This is a genomic window from Acetobacter cerevisiae, from assembly GCF_001580535.1.
Taxonomy (GTDB): domain Bacteria; phylum Pseudomonadota; class Alphaproteobacteria; order Acetobacterales; family Acetobacteraceae; genus Acetobacter; species Acetobacter cerevisiae.
In genome coordinates this window covers 19,255-42,961 of the sequence record NZ_LHZA01000152.1, presented here as the reverse complement: position 1 = coordinate 42,961, position 23,707 = coordinate 19,255, and the positions used below count along the sequence as shown (strand labels likewise).

The following is a 23,707-nucleotide window of genomic DNA, read 5'->3' as shown; positions in this document are numbered from 1 at the left end:
CCGACGGGAAGAACGGGCGAAAAAGGGAGGCGAACATGGTCGAACTCAGACTGCCGCGCAACAGCGAGATCGGGAAAGGTAAAACCTATCCCGCGCCAGCCGGGGCTAAAAACGTCAGGACGTTCAGGGTTTATCGCTGGACGCCGGATGATGACAGAAATCCGGTAGTGGATTCCTATGAAGTGGATCTGGATACCATCGGGCCGATGGTGCTGGACGCCATTATCCACATCAAGAATGATATGGACCCGACGCTGACATTCCGCAGGTCCTGCCGTGAAGGGATTTGCGGCTCCTGCGCGATGAACATTGACGGTGAAAACACGCTGGCGTGCCTGAAGCCGATCAAAGACATCAAGGGCGATGTGCGCATCTATCCGCTGCCGCACATGCCGATTGTCAAAGATCTGGTTTCCAATCTGGATGGCGCCTATGCGCAGCTGCGGGCCATTAACCCGTGGTTGCAGTCAGACAGTGCGCCGCCGCCGGATGCCGAGCGCAAGCAGAGCATTGAAGAACGCGCCAAGCTGGATGGTATGTGGGAGTGCATTCTGTGCTTCTGCTGCACAACATCCTGCCCGTCTTACTGGTGGAATGGCGATAAGTATCTGGGGCCAGCTGTGCTGCTGGCGGCGTATCGCTGGATTGCGGACAGCCGTGATGAGCATACGGGTGACCGGCTGGATGGGCTGGAAGATACCTTCAAGCTCTATGCCTGCCGTACCATCATGAACTGCACGCAGACTTGTCCCAAAGGTCTGAATCCTGCCAAGGCGATTGGCCGGATTAAAGAGTTGCAGATTGAACGGAAAGTCTGAGAACCGCTCTTTACTCTGATCGGTTATTGGTCTTCCAGCCCGTAAGGGTTTTTTAGAAGACAAGAGAAACCCGGTGCGTCATTCAGACGTTCCGGGTTTTTTGTTTTGAAATTAAAAATGCATCAAAACTGATGCTTGAGATCATAGTTAAAAAATAGTCTCAAAACATAAGGAAAACGGTGTGCAAGAGAGAGATAGCAGGATTAGTCTGTTTTTCTCAGAAATGATGCCCCGGATGGTTTCTCCGAGGCTTGCCGTAGGATTGAAATATTTCCTGATCGGCCTTGTTGTTGTGTATACGCTGAGCTATTGCGTCGTTCCGTTTTCGGACGGGGATCCGGCGTATTACGTGCTGATTGGCCGAGGCCTGCTCCGAGACCACCTTCTGCCCTACGACTATGCTTTTGATCACAAGCCCTTTGGCGTTTATCTGTTTTATGGGCTTTGGGACAGGATCGGCCCTTTTACGCCAGGAAAATTTACGCTTCTGGCGGTGCTGTTAAGTGGGGCTTTTGTCACCATCAGCCGGGCGTTCGGAGTCTTTAATCGCACTGTTGCCTTTGTCATCCTGACTGTAGGCGGCGCGATTTTTGACGTGCTATCCGGCAATACGGAACTTGTTCTGGTGGTGGGTGAAGCGCTGATTCTGGCGTTGATGCTCAAAGGGATAGAGACACACAAAACGGCTCTGTTTTTTCTGGCAGGCTGTCTTGCAGCTTTGACCGTCAATGTGAATTATCTGGCGGGCGTCTGTCTTCTGGGGCCTATGGCTCTGCTTCTGTTTTCTCCGGGCTGGTTCCGTCTTTCCCGCTGTGTGGTGATGGGGCTGGGAGGCGTGGTCGGTCTGATCATTCTGTTTTTGCCCTATCTGATTGTTGGGCATGGCGCGTTGCAGACCTATTTTTCCATGCAGAGAAGTTTTCTGCATATGTATGGTGGCGCGCTTTCCGACCGGTTGCAGTGCGTCTTCTGGATGACGTTTTATCTGGGACTGATGTTGCCCATCATACTTGGTTGGATCAGGCGTTTTCCATTTGATCTGGCGGATGAAGCCTCACGTCGCAGCATGATTTTGCCTGTCTGGCTTGCCTCATCCTTTCCGGCAACGCTGCTGTCCGGGCATCCGTACCAGCATTATTTCATTCTCTGTTTTGCACCTGCCACCATCATGCTGGCGATTTTGTTCCGGGACGGCGCATTGCCTTCTCGTCTTGCTCTTCTGCCTCTTTGGATCTCTTCCGTGTTTTTTATGGGGACAGCAGTGAAGAGGAATGTGACGGTCGCTCTCTACACGTCGCGCGTGGATTATGCAGAGATTGCCCGGCAGGTTGGGCATGCCAAAGTTCTGGATATCAGAACGTTCCATGCTGTTTTCTACCTGTCTGATTTAAAGCCCTTTGATGTGTATCTGTTTAGTGACCATATCGATATTTTCTTCCGGCAGAATGCCTGGAAGCGTTATATGCAGGACCTCCGGCAGCAGCCGTTATATGTCGTGGCCCCTTATATGGGCTGCGAAAGACATGCGGTTGAGGCTCCCGTTTGCCAGTGGCTGCACGACCATTACACCCAGACTTACGCGGTGAATGTTCGGCATATTCATAAGAACAGGCCGAATAAGTTTTCGTTGTCGCTCTACAAGCTTCGGCCTCAGACAGAACCGGACGCACCGAAGCTTCTGCCCGGCCGGTAAAATAACCGTTTCGGTTTGCCTTGCGCACGAAGCATCCCGCATAAAAGGCGGATGATGATGCTTCGCGACGCCTGCCCGGCGGATATTCCCCGGATTACCAGTATTTATAACCACGCCGTGCTGCATACGACGGCGATCTGGAACGAGACGGTCGTTGATGAGGCCAATCGTCTGGCGTGGTTACAGGAGCGGCAGAAGGCCGGGTATCCGGTGCTGGTGGCTGTCTCGCAGGACGGGGCAGTTACGGGTTATGCCACCTTTGGTCCCTGGCGGGCGTTTGATGGTTACCGGCATACGGTGGAGCATTCAGTGTATGTGCACCCTGATGCGCAGCGGCAGGGCGTGGGGCTGACTCTGATGAAGGCGCTGATCGAGCAGGCCCGTGCGCAGGGAAAGCATGTGATGGTGGCCGGGATTGATGCTGAGAATGCCGGATCTGTTGCGCTGCATCAGCAACTTGGGTTTGAAGCCACAGGTGTGATGAAAGAGGTTGGCTGCAAATTTGGGCGCTGGCTGGATCTGACGTTTTTCTGCCTGAAGCTGGATGCCCGGCCCGGGCCGTAACAGTCGGCCTCTGTTGAAAAGATTGACGCTGAGGAAGCAGGGTGAGACACCAGTCCTTTCTATGAGAACGGGAGCAGTTCGTGTTTGACGGCCATCTTTCCTCCGTTGCCGGTCGTACGCGGGCATGGACAGACAGTTTGTTTGTGGACCACGCTATTTTCCGGCTGGTCTGGACAAATTTTCATGCTGTGGTGCCGGGCAAGGTTTACCGCTGCAATCATCCAACCCCGGCCCGTCTGAAATGGGCCATGCGGCGTTTTAACCTGCGCACGCTGGTTAATCTGCGTGGGCACCGGAAATGCGGGTCGGATGCGCTCTCCCGCAATGCTGCCGCTCGCCTTGGGCTGGCGCACGTGGATATGGCGTTTGAAAGCCGGGGGGCCCCGCACCGGGACCGTATCCTGCGTTTTGCCGGACTGTATCAGCAGATTGCTTTCCCAATGCTGATGCATTGCAAATCCGGCGCCGACCGGGCTGGTCTGGCATCCGGGCTGGTGATCCTGTTTGAAGGCGGCACGGCAGAGCGGGCGCTTAAGGAACTCTCCTGGCGGTATGGGCATTTTCGCCAGTCCCGCACCGGCATTCTGGATGCGTTTTTCCTGCGTTATCAGGCCGAGGCCGAAGGGCGCATTCCGTTTCTGGACTGGGTGCGCGATGAGTATGACGAAGCCGCATTGAAGCGGGACTTCGTTGCCGGGAAAATTGCCTCTTTCATGACAGACCAGGTTTTACGCAGAGAGTAACAGACCCATGGATGCACAGCCTGCTCCGGCCTCGTCGGTTCATTCGTTGCCTGCATCCCACCCGCCTGTGCCGGTTTTTGCGGCGGCTCTGGCCATTTTATCGTGGGCCAGCGCCTATCCTGTTGTGCGTCTGGCGTTGCAGGTCCTTCCCCCTATTCCGCTGGCAGCCGCGCGTTATGCGTTAGCGGCGGTTATTGCGCTGGTCTGGGTTGGCTGGACGCGCCCCCGGTTGCCGCGTGTGCAGGACCTGCCGCGCTTTGTGGTGTGCGGGGCGATTGGCATTTCCCTTTATAATATCCTGTTCAATCTGGGCGAGCAGACGGTTTCCGCCGGGGCGGCCAGCCTGTTGATCAGCTTTTCGCCGCTAATCGCTGCACTTCTTGCTGTTGGGGTGATGGGAGAGCTGCTGTCTGTCTGGGGCTGGATTGGGTCACTGGTCAGCTTCTGTGGTGTTGTTCTGGTGGCACAGGGACAACCGGGCGGCCTGACATTTGGCTCTGGTGCGGCTGATGTGCTGGGGGCAGCCTTTTCTGCCGCCGTCTATAATGCGGTGCAGAAAAAACTTGTGGCGGTGTATGGGGCTTTGGCGACGACGGCGTATGTGCTGATTATTGGCGCTGTGCTGCTCATCCCATGGCTTCCGCAGGCGGTGCAGAGCTTGCAGACTGCGCCTGTTACCGGCTGGATTCTGGTTGTGCAGCTTGCGGTGTTTCCGGCTATTCTGGGCTACGCGGCATGGGCGCATGTTGTGGGCAGGATTGGTGTGGCCCGGTCTTCCGGCTTTATCTATCTGCTCTCCCCCGCGACTTTGTTGCTGGCGTTTCTGATCACCGCCGAGGTGCCCAGCGTGCGTATGCTGGTGGGCGGGGCCATTATTCTGGCCGGTGTCGGGCTGATGAATACGCTGGGGCGTGTAAGGCCGCCGGCAATCCAAGAAAAAACGCCGGAGGTCTGAGACCCCCGGCGCATTCTGTCTTCTCAGAAAAAGTCTCTGAAATCAGAGTGTTTTTCAGATGGGAATGGTCCGTTCCAGCGTAGAGCTGAGTGCCGTCAGGCCCGGCAGAACCTTGCCTTCCAGCCACTCCAGGAAAGCGCCGCCTGCGGTGGAGACATACGTCATGTCATGCAGCACACCGGCGTGACGCAGGGCGGAAACAGTGTCCCCCCCTCCGGCAATGGTTTTCAGGCTGCCAGCCTTGGTCAGGCGAGCGGCTTCCTGTGCGACGGCATTGGTGCCTTCATCAAACGGCGGCAGTTCGAACACGCCCAGAGGGCCGTTCCATACCAGCGTTTTCAGGCCAGCTAGTTTGGCTTTCAGCAGTGCAACCGTTTCCGGGCCCACATCCAGCACCATCCAGCCATCGGGAATTTCCGTCACCGGGGCGACCAGCGTGGGCGCACCGGCCATGAAGTCCTCAGAGAGAACAACATCCACCGGCAGAACCAGATCGCAGTTCTTTTCCTTCGCCTTGGCGATGATCTGCCGGGCGGTATCCAGCATCTCTTCTTCCTTGAGCGATTTGCCGACGCTCAGCCCTTTGGCCGCAAGGAAGGTGTTGGCCATGGCACCACCCACAACCAGAACGTCGACACGTTCCAGCATGTTTTCCAGCAGGGCGAGTTTGGTGGAGACTTTCGCCCCGCCCACAATCGCGCCAACCGGATGCTCAGGGTTTTCAAGAGCGGCATCCAGAGCGGACAGTTCCGCTTCCATCAGACGCCCGGCATAGGCTGGCAGATGCTCGGCCACACCGGCGGTGGAGGCATGTGCCCGGTGCGCTGCGGAGAACGCATCGTTCACATACACATCGCCCAGTCTGGCCAGTTCTGCGGCCAGATCCGGCGCGTTGGCTTCCTCGCCGGGGTAGAAGCGGGTGTTTTCCAGCAGCAGCACTTCCCCGTCCTTCAGGGAGCGGGCTGCCGTTTCTGCCTGCGGGCCGATGCAGTCATGCATGAAGCTGACTGGTTTACCCAGTGCCGTGGCCAGAGCCTCGGCCATGGGTTCCAGAGACAGGCCGGGCACAACCTTGCCCTTCGGGCGGTCAAAATGGCTGAGCACAATCACGCGCCCGCCTTTGTCCGCCAGTTCCCGGATGGTGGGCACAATGCGCTCAATGCGCGTCATGTCCGAAATCTTTCCGTCCTGCATGGGGACGTTCAGATCGGCTCTCAGCAGGATACGCTTGCCCTTCGGGTCAAGCTTATCCAGCGTGTTGAAGGGAAGAATGGCCATCAGAGTGAGCCGAACAGCGCCGCAGTGTCGGACATGCGGTTGGAGAAGCCCCACTCATTGTCATACCAGGAGCAGATGCGCACCAGCTTGCCGCCATCGACCAGAGAGGTCTGCGTGGCGTCAAAGGTGGAGGATGCCAGCGCATGGTTGAAGTCGGAGCTGACCAGCGGGGCGTCGGAGTATGCCAGAACGCCTTTCAGCGCGCCTTCGGATGCGGCCTTGATGGCAGCGTTCACCTCTTCCACGGAGCCCGGCACCTTTTTCGGCACGAAGTCGAGCGAGACGAGGGAGACGTTGGCCGTCGGCACACGAATGGCCGTGCCATCCAGCTTGCCTTTAAGCTGCGGCAGAACCAGACCAACGGCGCGGGCAGCGCCTGTGGAGGTCGGGATCATGTTCAGGCCGGCAGCGCGGGCGCGGCGCAGGTCTTTATGCAGCGTGTCCACCGTGCGCTGGTCACCCGTGTAGGAGTGGATGGTGACCATGTAGCCGCGTTCAATGCCAAACGTATCTTCCAGCACCTTGGCGACCGGGGCCAGACAGTTGGTGGTGCAGGAGGCGTTGGAAATCACCGTCATGTCCGGCGTCAGCACATCCTGGTTCACACCGTAAACGATGGTGGCATCAGCATCCGTGCCCGGAGCGGAAATAATCACCTTGCGGGCACCGGCTGCCAGAAGCTGGCCAGCTTTTTCCTTGGAGGTGAACAGGCCGGTGCATTCCATGGCCACATCCACGCCCTGGAACGGCACCTTGGAGGGGTCACGCTCGGCAGAAACGGTAATCGGGTCCCATGTGCGGCCATGCGCCGTGATGATCAGCTTGTTGCCATCAACTTTGACGTCAGCCGGCAGGCGACCATGCACACTGTCATAGCTCAGCAGGTGGGCGTTATCCTCAACGCTGCCGAGATCGTTAATGGCCACCGGCACAACGTCCGTGCGTCCGCTTTCAATAATACCGCGCAGCACAAGCCGGCCAATACGCCCGAATCCGTTGATTGCAATTTTGACTGCCATGGTTTTTTAAGCTCCGTTTTTTATTCTATGGTCTGGTCGTTAACGGTCCCCGAACGCGGGTCCGGGGCTGGTCCGGCGTGCGCAGGGAAGGCCCCCGTTCACCGCCTGAGGTCAGAAGGCGCGCGCGCACCTTCTCGCAGATCGCTTCAACAGTAATGCCGAAGCGCTCATACAATGCGTTGGCCGGGGCGGACGTGCCGAAATCATCCATGCCAACAAAAACTCCTTCTTCACCAAGCCAGCGTTCCCAGCCAAAGCTGGAAGCGGCCTCAACCCCCACGCGCAGCCCGGACGTGCCGAGCACGGTCTTACGGTAGCTGGCAGGCTGTTCGGCAAACAGTTCCCAGCAGGGGATGGAGACCACGGTGGCCCGAATATCCTGTCGGGCCAGATGGTGCGACGCTTTCAGCGCGATGGCAACCTCTGGGCCAGAGGCAATCAGCGTCACCTGCCTGTTGTCTTCCTGCTTCACCACATACCCCCCGCGGGAGGGGGTGCCGAACGCTGGCGGAGGGAGCGGACCGTACTGGTTTTCATACGGGCAGAGCAGCAACATGGCTGGTCCTTCCTGCCAGTTGAGAGCGGCCTCCCAGCAGGCTGTGGTCTCTCGTGCGTCACACGGGCGGAAAACGGCCAGATGCGGCATGGCGCGCAGGCTGGCGAGCTGTTCCACCGGCTGCCAGCCCCCGCCGCCATCACCCAGAGCCAGCCCGTCACCCGTCAGCAGATACAGCACTTTGCGGCGCATGAGGGCGGCCATGCGCAGGGCGGAGCGCATGCGATCCACCGTCATCATGCTCGCGGCACAGATGGGAAGCAGCCCCCCATGCAAGGCAATACCGTTGAGCATACCAGCCATGCCATGATCCTGAATACCGCAGGACTGCTCCGCCGGCAGCAGGCGCGTGCGGGCCCGGAATGTGGCAGGCAGGGCGACCGGGGCTGCCAGATCCAGCCGATAGGCGGAGGAGGCCGTCAGGCAGACCAGCTCAGGCAGAATTTCGGAAAGGGCGCGGAGTCCGGCAAAACCGGCATCCTGCGTGGCGTGTCCGGTTGCAGCGCGCAGTTGCCAGCGGCAGGCGCGCTGCCAGTCCTCATCAAACAGGGCGGGACGCTGGCCCTGCATCTCCCGCTCAAACGCATTGCGTAGGCGATGGCGGGCAAAGCGGCGTAGCCAGGAGCGCCGGGTGGTCGCCCCGCGTCGGGCGGTAGGACTCCACGGGCCGGTCAGCTCTTCTTCCGGTGGGAGCTGGGGGCCGGGCAGAACCTCCGGGGCACTGGAGGGGAGGCAGGCAATCAGGGTCGGTTTGCGGGCCCGGAGCGTGGCAGCAAGGGCGGAACTGATGGCCGCAGCACTGCCAGCGTCCACCCGGCGCACCGTCCAGCCAGAGGCGCTGAAGCGGGCGAGCGAATCGGCAAAGTCCCCGTTATCCGGGCCTGCCGGCGGGGAGACAAGAACGGCCAGCCTGTCCAGCCCAAAGCGGCCAGCCAGTTGCGCGGCTTCCATGGCGACACCGGTTGCGAGGTCCGTATCCTGTGCCAGCACCCACGTGCGGTGATTGACCAGTGAGCGGCCAAAGCGGCGGGCAAGAGTCTGTTCTGCAAAGGCCATGCCCACGGCTGCGGCGACCCCCTGCCCGGCCAGACCCGGAGCGACTTCTACGGCCGGGTGACGACCATATTCCAAGGGGATGGTGTTTGCCGTGGGGGAGCCCGTCAGGCGCAGCATGGCGCGCAGAAGAGGCAGCATGGTGGTGGAGGGCACCACAAACCGGTCCCGGTCCGGCCAGTTAGGGGCGCTGGGGTCAAACCGCAGCACCCGGCACCAGAGTGCTGTCACCGGCAGGCACATTCTGTTCAGCAGGGTGCGGGCGTGGGGCGGGAGGGGTTCATCATTCAGCAGCACGCGTGCGGCGCGGCTCATTCTGGCCACGGCACTTTGCTGGGCGGAGAGGGTAGCCTCTTCCCGCAGTTCGGTCGGGTCTGTCGAAGGGACTGCTGCCATTCGCCTGCCTTCCGTGATGGGCCTGCCCTTGCGGCAGGTCTTCATCTTCGTGCCCCGCTCAATAAAGGTGGCCAGAGGTGAGAGCAAGTTTTGAGGGCCTCGCGCGGAGCTTAACCTTGCGTCTGCCGTAAAGGAGCGCGAAAGAGGATGGCAAGAGTCGCCTCATCCTGTTTGACCCGGAGATCTGCCCGTTATGCTGTCTGTTTCCCGTTTTATAGAAAAGGGGCCGTTTTTCCGGGTGGCGTTTGTGGCCAGTGTTGCGCTGTGCCTGAGTGGATGCAAGCTGGTTGACCAGAAAACCTTCAATGCCGGGGCAGGCAAACCGCCTGTGCCGTATATTCCACCGCCGCCGCCCGGCCCGCCGCCGGTGCCGCCGTTGATTGAGCTTGTGGCGGGTACCTCCCCGGCTGAGTGGAGCGGGCCGGTTGCGCAGATTGTGCATAAGGCGCTGGCCAGCAAGCCTGACATTCTGTTTGTGGTGCAGTGTCTGGTGCCGCCGGGTACGGATTCTGCAACAGATCAGCAGGCTCTTGTGCAGCTTGTGCAGGGCGATGGGCAGGCCGTGACACAGGCTATCATCAAGGATGGGGCCTCCCCGGCACAGGTGGAAATGGCCGCTATGCCGGATTCGACCGTGACGAACTCAGTCATCAGAGTGTATGTGAAGTAACTCTAACAAGTTTATGTGAAGACCGGCCAGACGGCCGACGGGCCCTGTGCCGAGCCCCGACCGTTTCTGACGACGCGAGGAGAGTAGAAGCGTGGGATCAATCAAAAACGCCCGGCATCCGTTTTATGAGCACTGTCACACGGCGTTGAATGATATCAGGCAGCAGGGGCGTTACCGCACATTTACCCCGCTGGCACGTCTTGCAGACCGTTTCCCTCTATATGAGGAAGAACTGCCTGCCCTGCCGGAAGGCCGGGAAGTGATTGTCTGGTCCACCAATGACTATCTGGGCATGGGTGTTGTGCCGGAAGTGCAGGAAGCCGCGATTGCCGCCATCCGCGAGCATGGGGCTGGTGCCGGTGGCACCCGCAACATTGCCGGAACCAGCCCGCTGCATACAGCGCTCGAAGCTGAAGTCGCTGCGTTGCACGGTAAGGAAGCGGGGCTTCTGTTCGTCTCCGGGTATGTGTCCAATCAGGCCAGCCTGCAGACCATTCTGACCTCCATGCCCGGCTGGATCTGTTTTTCAGACCGCCTGAACCATGCCTCCATGATTGCAGGCATCAAGGGCGCGCGTGGATCTCAGACGGTTATTTTCGAGCATAATGATCTGGCGGACCTTGAGGCTAAACTGGCCGCTGCTCCAGTTGATGCGCCCAAGCTGATCGCGTTTGAGAGCGTCTATTCCATGGACGGCGATATTTCCGACATCGCCGGGACCTGCGCGCTGGCCCGCAAATATAACGCCCTGACCTATCTGGATGAGGTGCATGCGGTCGGCCTCTATGGTGAGGAAGGCGGCGGGATTTCGCAGCGCGATGGCGTGGCCGATCAGGTCGATATTATTGAAGGCACGCTCGCCAAGGGCTTTGGCGTGCATGGCGGCTACATCACGGCGACTGCCGAGATTGTTGATTTCCTGCGCTCCACGGCGTCCGGCTTTATCTTCACCACGGCTCTGCCGCCGCCGGTTGTGGGTGCTGCGCTGACCAGCGTGCGCAAGGTGCGGGCTGAAAACTGGCGTCGTGAGAAGATGTTTGAGCGGGTGAATACCTTCCGCGCCCGCCTGCGGGCTGCCGGGGTGCCGTTCACCATGACGCCCAGCCACATCGTGCCCATTCCGGTGGGGGATGCGGAGCGTTGCAAGCGCATCAGCCGCCGCCTGCTGGTGGAATATGGGCAGTATGCCACGCCCATCAACTATCCCACGGTGCCGCAGGGCACGGAGCGCCTGCGGCTTACGCCCGGGCCGTTCCATACGGATGAGATGATGGATGAAATGGTGCGCGCTCTGGCGCATCTGCTGCGGGAAGAAGGTGTGATGCCTGCCCGCCAGACCGAAGACTCGGCCTGAAAAAACGGATCTCTCAGCCCGTCCCCGGTTGTATGAACCGGGGACGGGCCGGAGGGGTCAGCGCGCTTTGCGCAGCCGGTCGAGGGCTGCTTTCAGGTCACTCTCCGACGCAGCGCCGGGAATAATTTCACGGTCGCCAATAATGAAGGTCGGCGTGCCTTCCAGATCAATGGCCTTTGCCAGCTCAAGATTCTTGCTCAGTGCTGTGGTGACAGCCGGGCTCTTCATGTCTTTCAGCAGGCGGTCAGCATCCAGCCCGACATTCTGTGCAAGACGACGAATGCGATCCAGCGACGGTGCTGAGGAATCGGTCATCAGCGCTTTCTGGAACGGGATGTATTTGCCCTGAAGGCCAGCGGCCATAATGGCTTCCGCGTCAATCACGCTGTTCGGCCCCAGAACCGGGATGATCTTTTCAACCAGCCGGAGGTCGGGTTCTGACCCGATCAGGTGGTCCACATCGCCCAGCACCTTGCGGCAATACTGGCAGCGGGGATCATAAAACTCGACCACTTCCAGCTTGCCGTTCTTATTGCCCAGCACAACGTCCGTCGTGCTTTCTCCATACTGCGCCTTGTTCCGGCGCACCGTCTCCAGCGCGGAGGACGCTTTTCTGGCGGAGGCCTGCGCCTGCAGGGAGGAGATGGCATCAGACAGAATGGTAGGGTCTGTCTTCAGCGCATTGCGCACGATTTCAACAATTTCTGCCCGTTGTGCGGGGCTGAAACTGCCGTCCGCAGCATGAGCGGAGACCGCCCCGCCGCAGAGCAGGAGGAGGCTTGCGGCTCCGGCCAGAGCGGCGCGCCTGAAAGAAAAGGTTATCAGCTTTTTCATCGTGCCTTTATGTCTAAAGCAGAACCGTTGGGATGGAAATGGCGTGCGCGTGTTGCTGCCTGCCCGGAAGAGCGGTAATTCAGAGTAGATATTCAGACGCCCGGTATGCGGGCAGACCAGCGAAATGGAGACATCAAGGCGTGCCCGAGCATTTCATGAAGACCTGTTCAGCCCGGCTTGCGCCGTTATTTTCAGGTCCTGCCCGGATGGCAGCTCTGCTGATGGCCTGTTCACTGACTGCCTGTGGCAGCGAGCATAATGGCCCTGCCCAACCTGCCGTAACTGGGTTTGTGGGTGAGGTTGTGGCGGACGAACCGCAGGCGGCTCTGGTGGCGCGGGATGTGCTGGCACAGGGTGGCAACGCGGCAGATGCTGCTGCGGCTCTCGGTCTGGCGCTCTCTGTCACCCTGCCCTCCCGTGCGTCTCTCGGGGCTGGCGGGGCCTGTCTGGCCTGGCGTCCGGGTGATGCGCAGGGGCAGGCTTTCCTCTTCCTGCCGCATGCAGGCCAGACCGATGCGCAGACTGACCGCCCTGCCGCGGTGCCCATGCTGGCCCGTGGCCTGTATCTGATGCAGCTGCGCTACGGCAGTGTCGATTTTGCTGATGTCATCGTCCCGGCCCGCAATCTGGCGACCGATGGTGTGCCGGTGGGTGGTCTTCTGGCGTCCGATCTGGCCGCTGTGCAGGCTCCCCTGCTGGCGGACGAAAAAACCCGTGCCATTTTTGCCAATAGTAATGGCACCGTCATGGCCGCGAATGACCTGATGGTGCAGCCCCGTCTGGCGGGTGCGCTGGAGCGTCTGCGTATTGCTGGTGTGGGCGATCTTTATAACGGTTCACTGGCGCAGAGCTTCACGCAGGCGTCTCAGGCAGCGGGTGCTGGTCTGACAACAGCAGACATGCGCGGCAGTCTGGCTGTGGCGGAACAGCCTCTCACGGTGCGTTCGGGTGGGCTGGATATCAGCTTCCTGCCGCCGCCGGCGGATGGTGGTCTGGGCACGGCTGCGGCCTATCTCTCTATGGATGACCATGGCCATGCCAGTGCACGCGGGGAAGCTGTTGTCTCTGGCTGGCGGAACCGGCAGTCCGGCAAGGGAGCCGCTGTGAGCGTTGCGGATGCGGAGGCTCTGCTGAAGAGCGGGCATCTGCCGTCCGGGTCTGCTCTGCCGCCCCTGCCCGCCTCCACCTCCTTTGTGGTGACGGATCGCACGGGTGAGACGGTGAGTTGTGGTCTGACCATGAACAATCTTTTCGGCACCGGCCGCGTAGCGGGTTCCACTGGCATTGTGCTGGCGGCATCTCCGGTTCGGCGTCCTTTGCCGTTGCTGACGGCGGCTATTGCGCATCAGGGTACTACGCAGTTCCGGGCGGCAGCTACGGCTTCCGGCCAGAACGTGGCGGCGGACACAGCTGCGGTCGCGCTGCGGGCTGCTGTGGCTGGCCAGCGCCCGACAGTCACACAGGGTGTGGGGCGTGCCAACTTCGTCTCCTGCCCGGCGGGGCTGCCGGGAGATTCCGGAAAATGCTTCGGCTGGACCGATCCGCGTGGGTCGGGCCTTGCGGTCTCGTCCGGCCATACCAAATAAGGTCTGTCGCGTTGGCGGCAGGAGGCAAGGCGGCTTTGGGCCGCCTGTTTCCGGCTTGAAGCGTTCTTGTTTTGTTTCTATAAGAACAAATAGAAATCAAATTCTTAAGGTGCCTGAGCGGACTCTGGGGCTTGATGCCGGTCATTGCCCGGTGCGCGGCTTTTATGGCACGTCTTAGAACAGTGTAGCACTCCCGGCCTCAGTCGAGGGCCACAGGAAAGGTGAATGATGGATAAGGCAAAAGCTCTTGAAGGCGCGCTCGGGCAGATTGAACGGGCTTTTGGGAAAGGTTCTGTCATGCGGCTGGGGCAGCGCCCGAAGGAACAGGCGGATGTGGTTCCCAGCGGGTCTCTGGGGCTGGATATTGCTCTGGGGATTGGTGGCCTTCCGCGTGGCCGTGTGGTTGAAATTTACGGGCCTGAAAGCTCCGGTAAAACCACGCTGGCCCTGCATGCTATTGCAGAAGCCCAGAAGCGGGGTGGCACCTGCGCGTTTATTGACGCCGAGCATGCTCTGGACCCCGGCTACGCCAAGAAGCTGGGCGTGGATATTGATAACCTGCTGATCAGCCAGCCCGATGCGGGTGAGCAGGCTCTGGAAATTGCTGACACACTGGTGCGCTCCGGCGCGATTGATGTGCTGGTGGTGGATAGTGTGGCCGCTCTGGTGCCGCGTGCGGAACTGGAAGGCGATATGGGCGATAGCCATGTCGGCCTGCATGCCCGCCTGATGAGCCAGGCGCTGCGTAAGCTGACCGGCTCCGTTGCGCGTTCCAACACCATGATGATCTTCCTCAACCAGATCCGTCTGAAGATCGGCGTGATGTTCGGGAACCCCGAAACGACCACCGGCGGTAACGCGCTGAAGTTCTATGCTTCTGTTCGTCTTGATATCCGCCGCATCGGGTCCATCAAGGACAAGGATGAAGTGGTGGGCAACCAAACGCGCGTGAAGGTGGTCAAGAACAAGATGGCCCCGCCGTTCCGTCAGGTTGAGTTCGACATCATGTACGGCGAAGGCATCAGTAAGGTCGGCGAGCTGATCGATCTGGGCGTGAAGGCCGGTGTGGTGGAGAAATCCGGCGCATGGTTCTCTTACGACAGCCAGCGGATTGGTCAGGGGCGTGAAAACTCCAAGCAGTTCCTGCGCGACCACCCGGAAATGGCCGCCGAGATTGAACGCAAGGTGCGTGAGCATTCCGGGATTGTGGCGGAAGCCATGATGCTGGCTCCCGAACACCACACAGAAGACTAAGACCTACTCCCGGCCTGATACGGGCCGGGAGAGAAAGCTGGCTTCGGGATCGTACGAAGCCAGCACAGCTTTTTCAGCCTCTGAAATCTCTTCCGGCATAAAGCCCTGCCGCAGCCAGAAGGTGCGGGCCGGGCCGGTTGCCGTCAGGCTGAGCACGGGCAGATGTGCTGCGCGGGCGGCCTTTTCGGCCAGTGCAATGGCGTCTTTGGCCCTGCGCTGCCCCCTTACCGTTTCATCCAGCGCAAGATCATGCAGATACCAACTGTCTGGCCGGGCTGGCAGGCTGCCCAGAAGGCAGTTCAGGCGTGGGGAGAGGTGCCCCGCCCATGGGTGGCTGATCAGATAGCCATGAACCCCAAGCACATTGGCCAGCACAAAGCAGCCCTCCGGCGCTAAAGCCAGCCGTTCTCTGAAAATATCGTCATCTTCCGGGTAATCGGGATGAATGCGCGCCGCCAGTGTAATGGTGGCGGCAAGATCGTCTGGCCTCATGGATCGCCAGATGGTATCTGCGTTGGAGTATGTCATGAGAACATCGCCGGGGCGTGGCCCTTGGTAAGAAGAGACATGATGCTTCATGATATCACGCATAAAATGACAACGCGAACGCGGGCAGGCGAATGACAGAGCGGCTAAGACTGACCTTGCGGGTGGATGCGGACAAAAAGCCCGCCCTTGGGCATGGGAAAATCCGCCTGCTTGAGCAACTGGCAGAAACAGGGTCCATTTCTGCGGCAGGACGCGCCATGGGCATGTCCTACCGTCGGACATGGTTATTGGTGGATAGCCTCAACCAACTGTTCCGGGAGCCTCTGGTGGTTACGCGCCCCGGCGGCGGTGGAGGCGCTTTTCTGACAGCCGAAGGCGAGGCCGTGGTCCGCTGCTATCGGGATATCGAAAAAGAGGCTGCACAGGCTGCGGAAGCCAATCTGGCAAAACTTGAAAAACTCTTAACACCACAAGTGGGGTAATGCCCTTAAAAAGCCGTATCGCACGGCAATTTTGTCATTAAAGAAATTTTTAGCCCTTAACTCTATAGGGAATTCGGGAGTCTGGAGTGTCTTCATCTGTACAGCGACGAGACTTAATTCGGATTGGCGCGGGGGCGACACTCGCTACTCTGGCCAGCGGCGTTGCCCGTAAGGCCAGAGCAGAAGGGCTTGAAGGGGCAACGGGTACATTTGACGATATGACGGTCCGGCAGATTGCCCGGCGTCTGGCCAGTGCACCGTATCATGGTCCGTCTCAGACTCTGCCCAAAGCGCTGGATAATCTCAATTTCGACCAGTTCCGCAGCATTGCCTATCGGGAAGATAAAACCCTGTGGCATGACGACAATCTGGCTTTTGATGTCGCGTTTTTTCCACGTGGTTTCCTCTACCGCCCGCGGATCGATATTTTTGAAATTACGGACGGCAAGTCTGAGGCCGTTCCCTATTCCCCGGACCTCTTCACCTATGGTGATCCGTCTCTGAGGGTGGACGATAATCTCGGCTTTGCGGGGCTGCGGTTGCGCACTCCCATCAACACGCCGGGCGTGATGGAAGAATTCTGCGTCTTTCTGGGCGCATCCTATTTCCGTGCCGTTGCCAAGGGGCAGAGCTACGGCCTCTCCGCACGCGGCTTTGCGGACGGGACTGGTGACCCCAAAGGGGAGGAGTTTGCACTCTTCCGCGCCTTCTGGCTGGAAAAACCCCAGCCGGGTGTGAAGGCCGTGGTGGTGCATGCCCTGCTGGACAGCCCCTCCGTTGCCGGGGCCTTCCGCTTTACCATCCGCCCGGGTGATGCGACGGTGTTTGATGTTCAGTCCACCCTTTACCCGCGCACCAAAATTGACCAGTCCGGCATCGCACCGTTGACAGGCATGTTCTACTTCGACGCCAATGACCGCACCCATGTGGATGACTGGCGTCCGGCTGCGCATGATAGTGAAGCGCTGCAGATGTGGACGGGGGCCGGGCAGGAACTGTTCCGCCCGCTGCGTAACCCGCTCGATTTGCAGTTCTCGGCGTTTTCAGATGATTCCCCGCGCGGTTTCGGCCTGATGCAGCGCCGCCGAAACTTCCATGATTTTGAAGATCTGGCCCTGAATTATGAAAAACGTCCGTCCCTGTGGATTGAACCCATTGGGGACTGGGGTCAGGGCTGGGTGGATCTGGTGGAAATCCCGACCCCGAATGAAGTGAATGACAACATTGTTTCCTTCTGGCGGCCCAAGACTCCGCTCGAAGCGGGGAAGGAATACAGCTTTACCTACCGGATGTACTGGGGGTGGGATGCCCCCTTCCCCACACCGCTGGCCCGCGTAGGAGCCACCCGCGTTGGCGCGGTGGTGGATGATAAAAACGCCCGCTTCTTTGCGATCGATTTCATGGGTGTGCCGTTTGAACGACTGCCAAAGGACACGAAGTTCCATCTGGAACCGCAGTCTTCTGGTGGCAAGATCCGGAACGTGGTGGTCGAGCCAAACCCGAATATCAATGGCTGGCGCACAACCTTTGAATTCGTTCCCGGTGATGAAAAGGTTGTGGAGCTCCGCTGTGTTCTGGCAGCGGATAGTGGCCCGGTTTCAGAAGAATGGGTGTACCGTTGGACGCCGTAATGACGCAGCCTGTAAAACAGACCGTGCCGTTTCAGGCTCTTCCGCCAGAAGCCCCGCTGGCCATGCCGGTGCAGGACCTGCATGCCGTGCCGGATATGGAAGGGCGAGCCAGAACGCCTTCAACTTCTCCGGCCACCATCGGGCTGCGGCGGTTTCTGGTTATCGGGTCCGCACTGGCCCTGACAGCCTTTGGCGCATGGCGCACGCATAAGGTGCTGGATGCCAACGGCACTTCCATCCTCGGGGTGGTGATGCTGGTGCTGTTTGTTGCCCTGTTCCTGTGGATTGCACTGGCCTTTACGTCGTCACTGGCCGGGTTTGTCTCGCTGATCACACGTGGCGGTCTGGGGCTGGGGATTACGCGGTCAGGCCCGCTCCCTACCCTGCGCTCCCGCACAGCTTTGTTGCTGCCCACGTATAATGAACCCCCGCACCGCGTGATGGCGGGGCTGAAAGCCATTTATACCAGCCTGTGTGAAACGGGTCAGGTGGATGCGTTTGATGTATTCATCCTCTCCGACACAACCAACCCGGATGTGTGGGTAGAAGAGGAAGCGGCTTTTCTCGCTCTGCGTGCGCAGACGGGTGGAGAAAACCGGATCTTCTATCGCCGCCGCCATAACAATGTGGAACGCAAGGCTGGGAATGTCGGGGAATGGGTGCGTCGCTTTGGCGGGGCCTATGACCAGATGGTTACGCTGGATGCGGACTCCGTCATGTCTGGTGAGACACTGGTGCGCATGGCCGGGGCCATGGAGCGCAACCCCGGTGTGGGGCTGATCCAGACTCTTCCGGTGATTGTCGGCGGCACCACGCTGTTTGCTCGCCTGCAGCAATTTGCGGGCCGTGTGTATGGGCCGGTGATTGCGCATGGCATTGCCTGGTGGCACGGCTCTGAAGGCAATTACTGGGGCCATAACGCCATTATCCGCACCAAGGCCTTTGCCGGGCAGGCCGGCCTGCCGCATGTGCCGGGACGCAAGCCGTTTGGCGGCCACATTCTGAGCCATGACTTTGTGGAAGCGGCCCTCATGCGTCGCGGTGGCTGGGCCATTCACATGGTGCCGGGGCTGGATGGATCGTATGAAGAAAGCCCGCCGTCTCTGACGGATGTGGCTATTCGTGACCGGCGCTGGTGCCAGGGCAACTTGCAGCATGTGAAGGTGCTGCCTACCAAAAAGCTGCACTGGATCAGCCGGATGCATATGGTGGTGGGGATTGGTGCTTACGTCACCTCTCCGCTCTGGCTGGTGTTCCTGCTGACCGGGATTTTGATTTCCCTGCAGGCGCATTTTGAACATCCCGAATATTTTGGGGATACAAAACTCCTTTACCCGCACTGGCCGCATGTGGACCCGGTGCAGGCGAAGTATGTGTTTATTGGTACCATGGCCATTCTGCTGGCACCCAAGCTGCTGGCCTATATTGCCCTGATATTTGACCGCGCGACCTGCAAGGGCTGCGGCGGTGCAATTCGGGCCGCGGCGTCTGTGGTGGTGGAAACGCTGATTGGTGGCCTGATTGCCCCCATCGCCATGCTGATCCAGACGTCTGGTGTGCAGTCCATTCTGTCCGGGCATGATTCCGGCTGGAACACGCAAAAGCGTGATGATGGCGGCGTGCCGTTTATGATAGTTGTTCGGCAGTACGCCAAATTTACAATTTTTGGTTTGTTGCTGGGAGCTGGCGCGTGGGTTGTCTCCCCGTCCCTGTTCTTCTGGATGACGCCTGTGCTGCTCGGGTTGGTCTTTTCCATTCCGCTGGTTGTCATGACCAGCAGCCGGGATGTCGGCCAAAGCTTTAAAAAAGCTGGTCTGCTTCTGGTGCCGGAAGAAACGCATCCGCCAGATGTTCTGCTGAAGACTGAGCAGGCTGTGGAAGAGGATCACGGTCCCTCCCTGCCTCATGACGCCTTGCGTGCTTTGCGCGCCGATGCCGGTCTGTTGCAGGTCCATGCCGCCATGCTTCCGGCACCTCGCAAAGCGGGCGATCCGATTAACCCCGATCAATTGGTCGGGTTGCTGAAAGTCTCGGAAGCACCCAGTCTCTCGGTTCTGGAAAAGCAGCTGACCCCCAAGGAAAAAGCTGCCGTTCTGGGTTGTGCAGAAGGTGTTGCTGCCATAAGCCGCCTGCCAGCCTGAGTTTTTTCAGGGGTTTTCAAATACCCTGAAAAAGAGAGTGTTTATAAAAAAGGGAAGAAGGCCGGATACTCCGATCTTCTTCCCTTTTTTGTTGGGGCTGATGCCGTTGCGTCAGGCGCTGGCGGCATCCAGCTCTGCACGGTCTTCTGCAGAGAGGTTCAGCTGAACGGCTTTTGCAAAACTCTCGATATGTTCACGCCGGGTTGCGCTGGCGATGGGGGCTGTGACCCCTTCCCGCCCAATCAGCCAGGCCAGAGCAACTTCAGCCTGTTTGGCATCATGCCGGGCAGCAACGGCATCAAGGGCTGCCAGAATTTTCAGGCCACGTGGGTTGAGATATTTGCCAATGCCAGACCCGCGCGCGCTTTGGGAAAGATCATCCTGCGTGCGGTATTTTCCGGATAGGAAACCCGATGCAAGGCTGTAATAGGGCACCACGCCGAGCTTCTCTTTGATGCACAGATCCCGCAGTGCGCCATCATAGGAATTGCGGTCATACAGGTTATATTCGGGCTGAATGACTTCATAGCGCGGCAGGTTGTGGGTTTTGGCCACATCCAGTGCAGAACTGAGCTGGCTGGCATCCAGATTAGAGGCCCCGATGGCGCGGATTTTTCCGGCTTTCAGCAGTTTGTCAAAAGCGCCGAGCGTTTCTTCATAGGGCGTTTCCGGGTCAGCCCTGTGGGAGAAATAGAGATCAATCCGTTCAACGCCCAGACGTTTGAGTGAGCGTTCGGCCGCTTCCATAATCCAGCGTTCGGAAAGCCCTTTCTCGCCCGGCTTTTCCAGATCCCACCCGACCTTTGTGAAAATGAAAACCTGATCCCGCTTGCCCGGATTGGCCTTGAGCCAGTTGCCAATAATGGTTTCAGACTCGCCACCCTCGTTCCCCGGGGCCCAGACGGAATAGACATCAGCTGTGTCGATGGCGTTAAAGCCGTGGTCAACAAATGCATCCAGAATGCTGAAGCTGGTTTTTTCATCAAGGGTCCAGCCGAACACATTGCCACCAAAAACAATGGGGGCAATCTGGAAGCCGGTGGTGCCGAGGGGGCGAAAATCCATAGTTCATCTCTCTTTGTTTGTGTCAGGTGTCTGGGTATCTGCATAACGTAACGCGCACGCTGCCTGTTCCCGGAGAGCAGGTCTGCGTGGCTTTAGTGAATGCGTTCCCCGCCCACCCAGACTTCCTCAACCATAAAGGCGGAATCCAGCACGACAAAATCAGCGCGCTTGCCTGACTCCAGTGCGCCCCGGTCTGTCAGGCCTAAATAGCGGGCCGGATTGGTGCTGAGTAGAGCAGCAGCTTCCTGCAAGGGTGTGCCAGCCTGAAGAGCGTTGCGCAGGGCCTGATCCAGCGTCAGCACGCTGCCTGCCAGACTGCCATCGGGCAGGCGGGCGGTGCCGTCTTTCACCATAACTTCCTGCCCACCCAACTGGCTGGGGCCTTCGGGCAGGCCGGTGGCCCGCATGGCGTCTGTGACAAAAACCAGCCTGCCTCCCATCACGCGATGCGCCAGCCGGAAGGTGGCGGGGTGAACATGATGGGTGTCAAAAATCATTTCGGCGTAAGCATCACTGCACATCAGGGCCGTGACGGGACCGGGCTTACGGCTGGTAATGGGAGCCATGGCGTTGAACAGATGCGTGCCCCCGGCAACGCCACCCGCTGCGCAGATATGGCAAATGGCAGCATTGGCCTCTTCATAGTCTGCAACGGTATGACCAAGGCTGACGCGAACGCCTGCATCTGCAAATTGCTGAATGGCCGTTTGCGCGTGGGGGAGTTCGGGAGCAAGTGTCACAACACGCACGCACTCAGTGGCAAGTGCTTCAGCCACGCGGTCTGCTGTAGGGGGAATGGAGTAAGGCGGTTGGGCACCCAGCTTGTGCGGGCTGACAAACGGGCCTTCCAGATGCGCGCCATGCACAACCGGTCCGCCAGCGATTTGTGTGCGTACCACTTCTGCAACGGCACGCAGGGCTTCCATTACATCTGCCCAGGGGCGTGTAATGGTGGTGGGCAAAATGGTGGTGGTGCCATGCTGCGCGTGAAAGCGGGAAAGGGTGTGGATGGCCTCTACACCATCCATAGTGTCTGCCCCGTTGCCGCCATGCACATGGCCATCAATAAAGCCCGGCAGAATATAACGGTCTGGCACCGCGCTCCGGGCTTCAGTGCTCTCAATCTTTCCGGAAAAAGAGAGGCGTCCGGGCATGATCCGGTCAGGAAGAACAAGATGTCCGTCAAGGTCTGACATGGGTGAGGCTCCTGTTTGCAAAGGCTTTATACGGTGGCAGGATGTTATGGAAATTCTTTGAAGAAAGCGTGTTGTGTCGGTGCTCCTGTTTCCAAAGGGATGGTGTCCATAGTGTTTTATGAAAAATCAGTGATTTTTTCTGGATTTGTTAAGTATCCAGCGCATGTGCAAGGCGTGCAATCCATGCGGCGTCAATTGGCCAGCCGGCCAGTCTGGCGGCTTGTATAATCCCGCCACCAACAGGCGGCAGGCGCGGAGGCTGAGGGGCACTGCATAATTCTGTTAAAGTCTCGCGCAGCAAGCGACTTTTGAAAACGCTCCCCGCATAACTCCAGGGCAGAGTGTGTTCAGAAAAGCGCGCACGCGCTGTCTGGACAAGGGTGGCAAGATGCTGCGCAGCCTGTGTGATGAGGGCCTGAGCCTCCGGGCAGCCGGCTTCCGCCATCTGATCAATCAGGCGGGCGCAGTGGGCCACGGCGGGGCGGGGGCGTTCCTGCTGGTTGTACCAGCCAAGCAGGGCGTCGAGGGCTGCCGGGTTTTCATCGGGCCAGTTCATGGTGGCGCAGATCTTCCGGGCAAAGTCTTTTGCGTCCGGGGCACGACCGTCCATGGCCTGACACACACGTTGCAGGGCTTTGCGGCCAATCCAGTAGGCGCTGCCCTCATCACCAAAAACCGGTCCCCATCCCCCGACGCGGGCTGTCTGGCCTGCGCCGTCTGACGCCCAGGCCATGGACCCCGTGCCGGAGAGCAGGAGAACACCAGCCTCGCCCGCAAAGGCACCGATGCAGGCCATATCAACATCATTGGTCAGGCTGAGCAGGGAGACGGGGCAGAGCTGGTGCATATGGGTGCGGAGCAGGCGGCCCGTCTCCCGGTTTTCACCATAGCCTGCAATCCCAAAGGCTGCGGCCTGTAAGCCAGACGCAAGAGGGGTGACGAGGTTTGTAAGACTATTTTGCCAGTCGGGCTGGTCAAACGGATTGCAGCCTTTGGTGATCTGCATTGCCTGAACGGTGGCATCCGGGCCAACACGCACGGCCAGCGTTTTTGTGCCGCCACCATCCACTGCCAGAATAGCCGGGCCCTGCGGCAGGTGAGGGGGCACAAAAGGCTCAGGCATGGTCACGGGCTTTGGTCAAAAGGACGCTCTTTGCAAAAGGAAGCTGGTTGCAGAGCGTCAAGATTATATCGTTTTCAAAACGTGCGCTATGGGCAAAACTCTACAGTGTGTCACTCGGCCGCAGAGGTGGACTGAGGGCCATCCGGAATGCTGCCCAGCCGTTCACAGGCCAGTGCCAGCGTTTTTTCCGGGTTGGGTGTTTCACAAAGCTGCCGGACGTCGGGCGAGCAGAGTTCGATGGAATTTTCAAAATCGGATTCCAGCACGTCCTGCGCGATCGCCAGATCCTGATCATTCGTGCGGGTCTGTTCTTCCTGCAGCTGGGCCTGTGTTTTATGCAGTTCCTTCAGGGAGTCGATACAGGCGGGGCTGGCAGCCTCGGGCTTGTATTGCAGAACGGCCAGTTCCTTCTGGAGCTGTGCGTTCGGCACCGTGCTGCGCACGGAGGATTTGTCCTCTTCCTCGTCAGCATGAGCATACAGAGGGGCGACGGTCAGGGCGGAAGCCAGCAGGACCATGGCGGCATGGGGGAACAGGCTGAATTTGGACACGCTCAGACTCTCTGAAGGGGCAAGGAATGGCTCAGACCTTATACCTCCTAGCCCGGCCCTTCCCGCAAGGCAAAGAGGGAAAAGGGCAGGGTTGGCAGGCGTGGCGGTTTGGTGCTATCTCTCTCCTCGGAAAGTCGGCAGTGGACGAGCGCCTTGCTAACCTGGTCAGGTCCGGAAGGAAGCAGCCCTAGTGAGTTTCGAGCGGGTCATTGTTCGGCTTTCCACCTTTTTCCGCTCAGAGCCTCAGGCCACAGGA

General features: G+C 59.3%; 21 protein-coding genes and 1 other RNA gene. 13 read left to right on the top strand and 9 right to left on the bottom strand.

The window, feature by feature from the left end:
• Positions 1-35 precede the first annotated feature (35 nt).
• From AD928_RS10455 to AD928_RS10435, 5 genes are all read left to right on the top strand, one after another.
• Entirely contained in the window at positions 36-818 is a 783-nt protein-coding gene (locus AD928_RS10455) for a succinate dehydrogenase iron-sulfur subunit (protein ID WP_062250371.1), read from the top strand.
• 235 nt (positions 819-1,053) lie between these two features.
• Positions 1,054-2,511: a hypothetical protein gene (locus AD928_RS10450; RefSeq protein ID WP_156470182.1), complete on the top strand. Its 1,458-nt coding sequence runs from the start codon at positions 1,054-1,056 to the stop codon at positions 2,509-2,511.
• A gap of 51 nt (positions 2,512-2,562) precedes the next feature.
• Complete coding sequence (locus AD928_RS10445) at positions 2,563-3,075, top strand: GNAT family N-acetyltransferase (RefSeq protein WP_306308883.1); 513 nt, start codon at positions 2,563-2,565, stop codon at positions 3,073-3,075.
• Between the two features lie 80 nt (positions 3,076-3,155).
• Complete coding sequence (locus AD928_RS10440) at positions 3,156-3,818, top strand: fused DSP-PTPase phosphatase/NAD kinase-like protein (protein ID WP_043550401.1); 663 nt, start codon at positions 3,156-3,158, stop codon at positions 3,816-3,818.
• A 7-nt stretch (positions 3,819-3,825) separates the two neighbouring features.
• A complete protein-coding gene (locus tag AD928_RS10435) occupies positions 3,826-4,773 on the top strand; it encodes a DMT family transporter (protein WP_062250367.1) in 948 nt (315 codons plus the stop codon).
• Between the two features lie 54 nt (positions 4,774-4,827).
• Here the strand turns inward: AD928_RS10435 and AD928_RS10430 are convergent, their stop codons facing one another.
• The 3 genes from AD928_RS10430 to AD928_RS10420 are packed head-to-tail and all read right to left on the bottom strand — an operon-like array spanning position 4,828 to position 9,075.
• The gene (locus AD928_RS10430) at positions 4,828-6,051 is read right to left on the bottom strand and encodes a phosphoglycerate kinase (protein WP_062250366.1); all 1,224 of its coding nucleotides are present in this window, start codon (positions 6,049-6,051) and stop codon (positions 4,828-4,830) included.
• Positions 6,051-7,070, bottom strand: a complete 1,020-nt coding sequence (gap, locus tag AD928_RS10425; protein WP_062250364.1) for a type I glyceraldehyde-3-phosphate dehydrogenase — start codon at positions 7,068-7,070, stop codon at positions 6,051-6,053. The genes AD928_RS10430 and gap overlap by 1 nt, the downstream gene beginning before the upstream one ends.
• A gap of 25 nt (positions 7,071-7,095) precedes the next feature.
• Positions 7,096-9,075, bottom strand: a complete 1,980-nt coding sequence (locus AD928_RS10420) for a transketolase-like TK C-terminal-containing protein (protein WP_062250363.1) — start codon at positions 9,073-9,075, stop codon at positions 7,096-7,098.
• 193 nt (positions 9,076-9,268) lie between these two features.
• Between AD928_RS10420 and AD928_RS10415 the strand changes: the two genes are divergently transcribed.
• Both AD928_RS10415 and hemA read left to right on the top strand, forming a co-directional pair.
• A complete protein-coding gene (locus tag AD928_RS10415) occupies positions 9,269-9,745 on the top strand; it encodes a hypothetical protein (RefSeq protein ID WP_062250361.1) in 477 nt (158 codons plus the stop codon).
• A gap of 91 nt (positions 9,746-9,836) precedes the next feature.
• Positions 9,837-11,099: a 5-aminolevulinate synthase gene (gene hemA / locus AD928_RS10410; RefSeq protein WP_062250359.1), complete on the top strand. Its 1,263-nt coding sequence runs from the start codon at positions 9,837-9,839 to the stop codon at positions 11,097-11,099.
• A 57-nt stretch (positions 11,100-11,156) separates the two neighbouring features.
• Here hemA and AD928_RS10405 read toward each other — a convergent pair whose 3' ends face one another.
• Positions 11,157-11,933, bottom strand: a complete 777-nt coding sequence (locus AD928_RS10405) for a DsbA family protein (RefSeq protein WP_082779859.1) — start codon at positions 11,931-11,933, stop codon at positions 11,157-11,159.
• A gap of 206 nt (positions 11,934-12,139) precedes the next feature.
• Between AD928_RS10405 and AD928_RS10400 the strand changes: the two genes are divergently transcribed.
• Entirely contained in the window at positions 12,140-13,519 is a 1,380-nt protein-coding gene (locus AD928_RS10400) for a gamma-glutamyltransferase (protein ID WP_233420046.1), read from the top strand.
• Positions 13,520-13,747: 228 nt separating this feature from the next.
• A complete protein-coding gene (gene recA / locus AD928_RS10395; protein ID WP_231558193.1) occupies positions 13,748-14,773 on the top strand; it encodes a recombinase RecA in 1,026 nt (341 codons plus the stop codon).
• Between the two features lie 3 nt (positions 14,774-14,776).
• Here recA and AD928_RS10390 read toward each other — a convergent pair whose 3' ends face one another.
• Positions 14,777-15,301, bottom strand: a complete 525-nt coding sequence (locus tag AD928_RS10390; protein WP_062250422.1) for a GNAT family N-acetyltransferase — start codon at positions 15,299-15,301, stop codon at positions 14,777-14,779.
• 92 nt (positions 15,302-15,393) lie between these two features.
• On the opposite strand from AD928_RS10390, the gene AD928_RS10385 reads away from it, so the two are divergent.
• The 3 genes from AD928_RS10385 to mdoH all read left to right on the top strand — a co-directional run bounded on the left by AD928_RS10385 (position 15,394) and on the right by mdoH (position 19,516).
• Positions 15,394-15,744: a winged helix-turn-helix domain-containing protein gene (locus AD928_RS10385; RefSeq protein WP_062141150.1), complete on the top strand. Its 351-nt coding sequence runs from the start codon at positions 15,394-15,396 to the stop codon at positions 15,742-15,744.
• A gap of 86 nt (positions 15,745-15,830) precedes the next feature.
• Positions 15,831-17,375, top strand: a complete 1,545-nt coding sequence (locus tag AD928_RS10380) for an OpgD/OpgG family glucan biosynthesis protein (protein WP_062250356.1) — start codon at positions 15,831-15,833, stop codon at positions 17,373-17,375.
• Positions 17,351-19,516, top strand: coding sequence for a glucans biosynthesis glucosyltransferase MdoH (gene mdoH / locus AD928_RS10375; RefSeq protein WP_062250354.1), 2,166 nt, complete (start codon positions 17,351-17,353; stop codon positions 19,514-19,516). The genes AD928_RS10380 and mdoH overlap by 25 nt, the downstream gene beginning before the upstream one ends.
• Before the next feature lie 111 nt (positions 19,517-19,627).
• Here the strand turns inward: mdoH and AD928_RS10370 are convergent, their stop codons facing one another.
• The 4 genes from AD928_RS10370 to AD928_RS10355 form a co-directional block, all read right to left on the bottom strand.
• Entirely contained in the window at positions 19,628-20,581 is a 954-nt protein-coding gene (locus AD928_RS10370) for an aldo/keto reductase (protein WP_062250351.1), read from the bottom strand.
• Between the two features lie 92 nt (positions 20,582-20,673).
• Positions 20,674-21,735, bottom strand: a complete 1,062-nt coding sequence (nagA, locus tag AD928_RS10365) for an N-acetylglucosamine-6-phosphate deacetylase (RefSeq protein WP_373320580.1) — start codon at positions 21,733-21,735, stop codon at positions 20,674-20,676.
• A gap of 190 nt (positions 21,736-21,925) precedes the next feature.
• Positions 21,926-22,900, bottom strand: coding sequence for a BadF/BadG/BcrA/BcrD ATPase family protein (locus AD928_RS10360; RefSeq protein WP_062250348.1), 975 nt, complete (start codon positions 22,898-22,900; stop codon positions 21,926-21,928).
• A gap of 110 nt (positions 22,901-23,010) precedes the next feature.
• Positions 23,011-23,451, bottom strand: a complete 441-nt coding sequence (locus AD928_RS10355; RefSeq protein ID WP_231866224.1) for a hypothetical protein — start codon at positions 23,449-23,451, stop codon at positions 23,011-23,013.
• A 128-nt stretch (positions 23,452-23,579) separates the two neighbouring features.
• Between AD928_RS10355 and ffs the strand changes: the two genes are divergently transcribed.
• An RNA gene (gene ffs / locus AD928_RS10350) (signal recognition particle sRNA small type) lies at positions 23,580-23,677 on the top strand.
• The last annotated feature ends 30 nt before the right edge of the window (positions 23,678-23,707 follow it).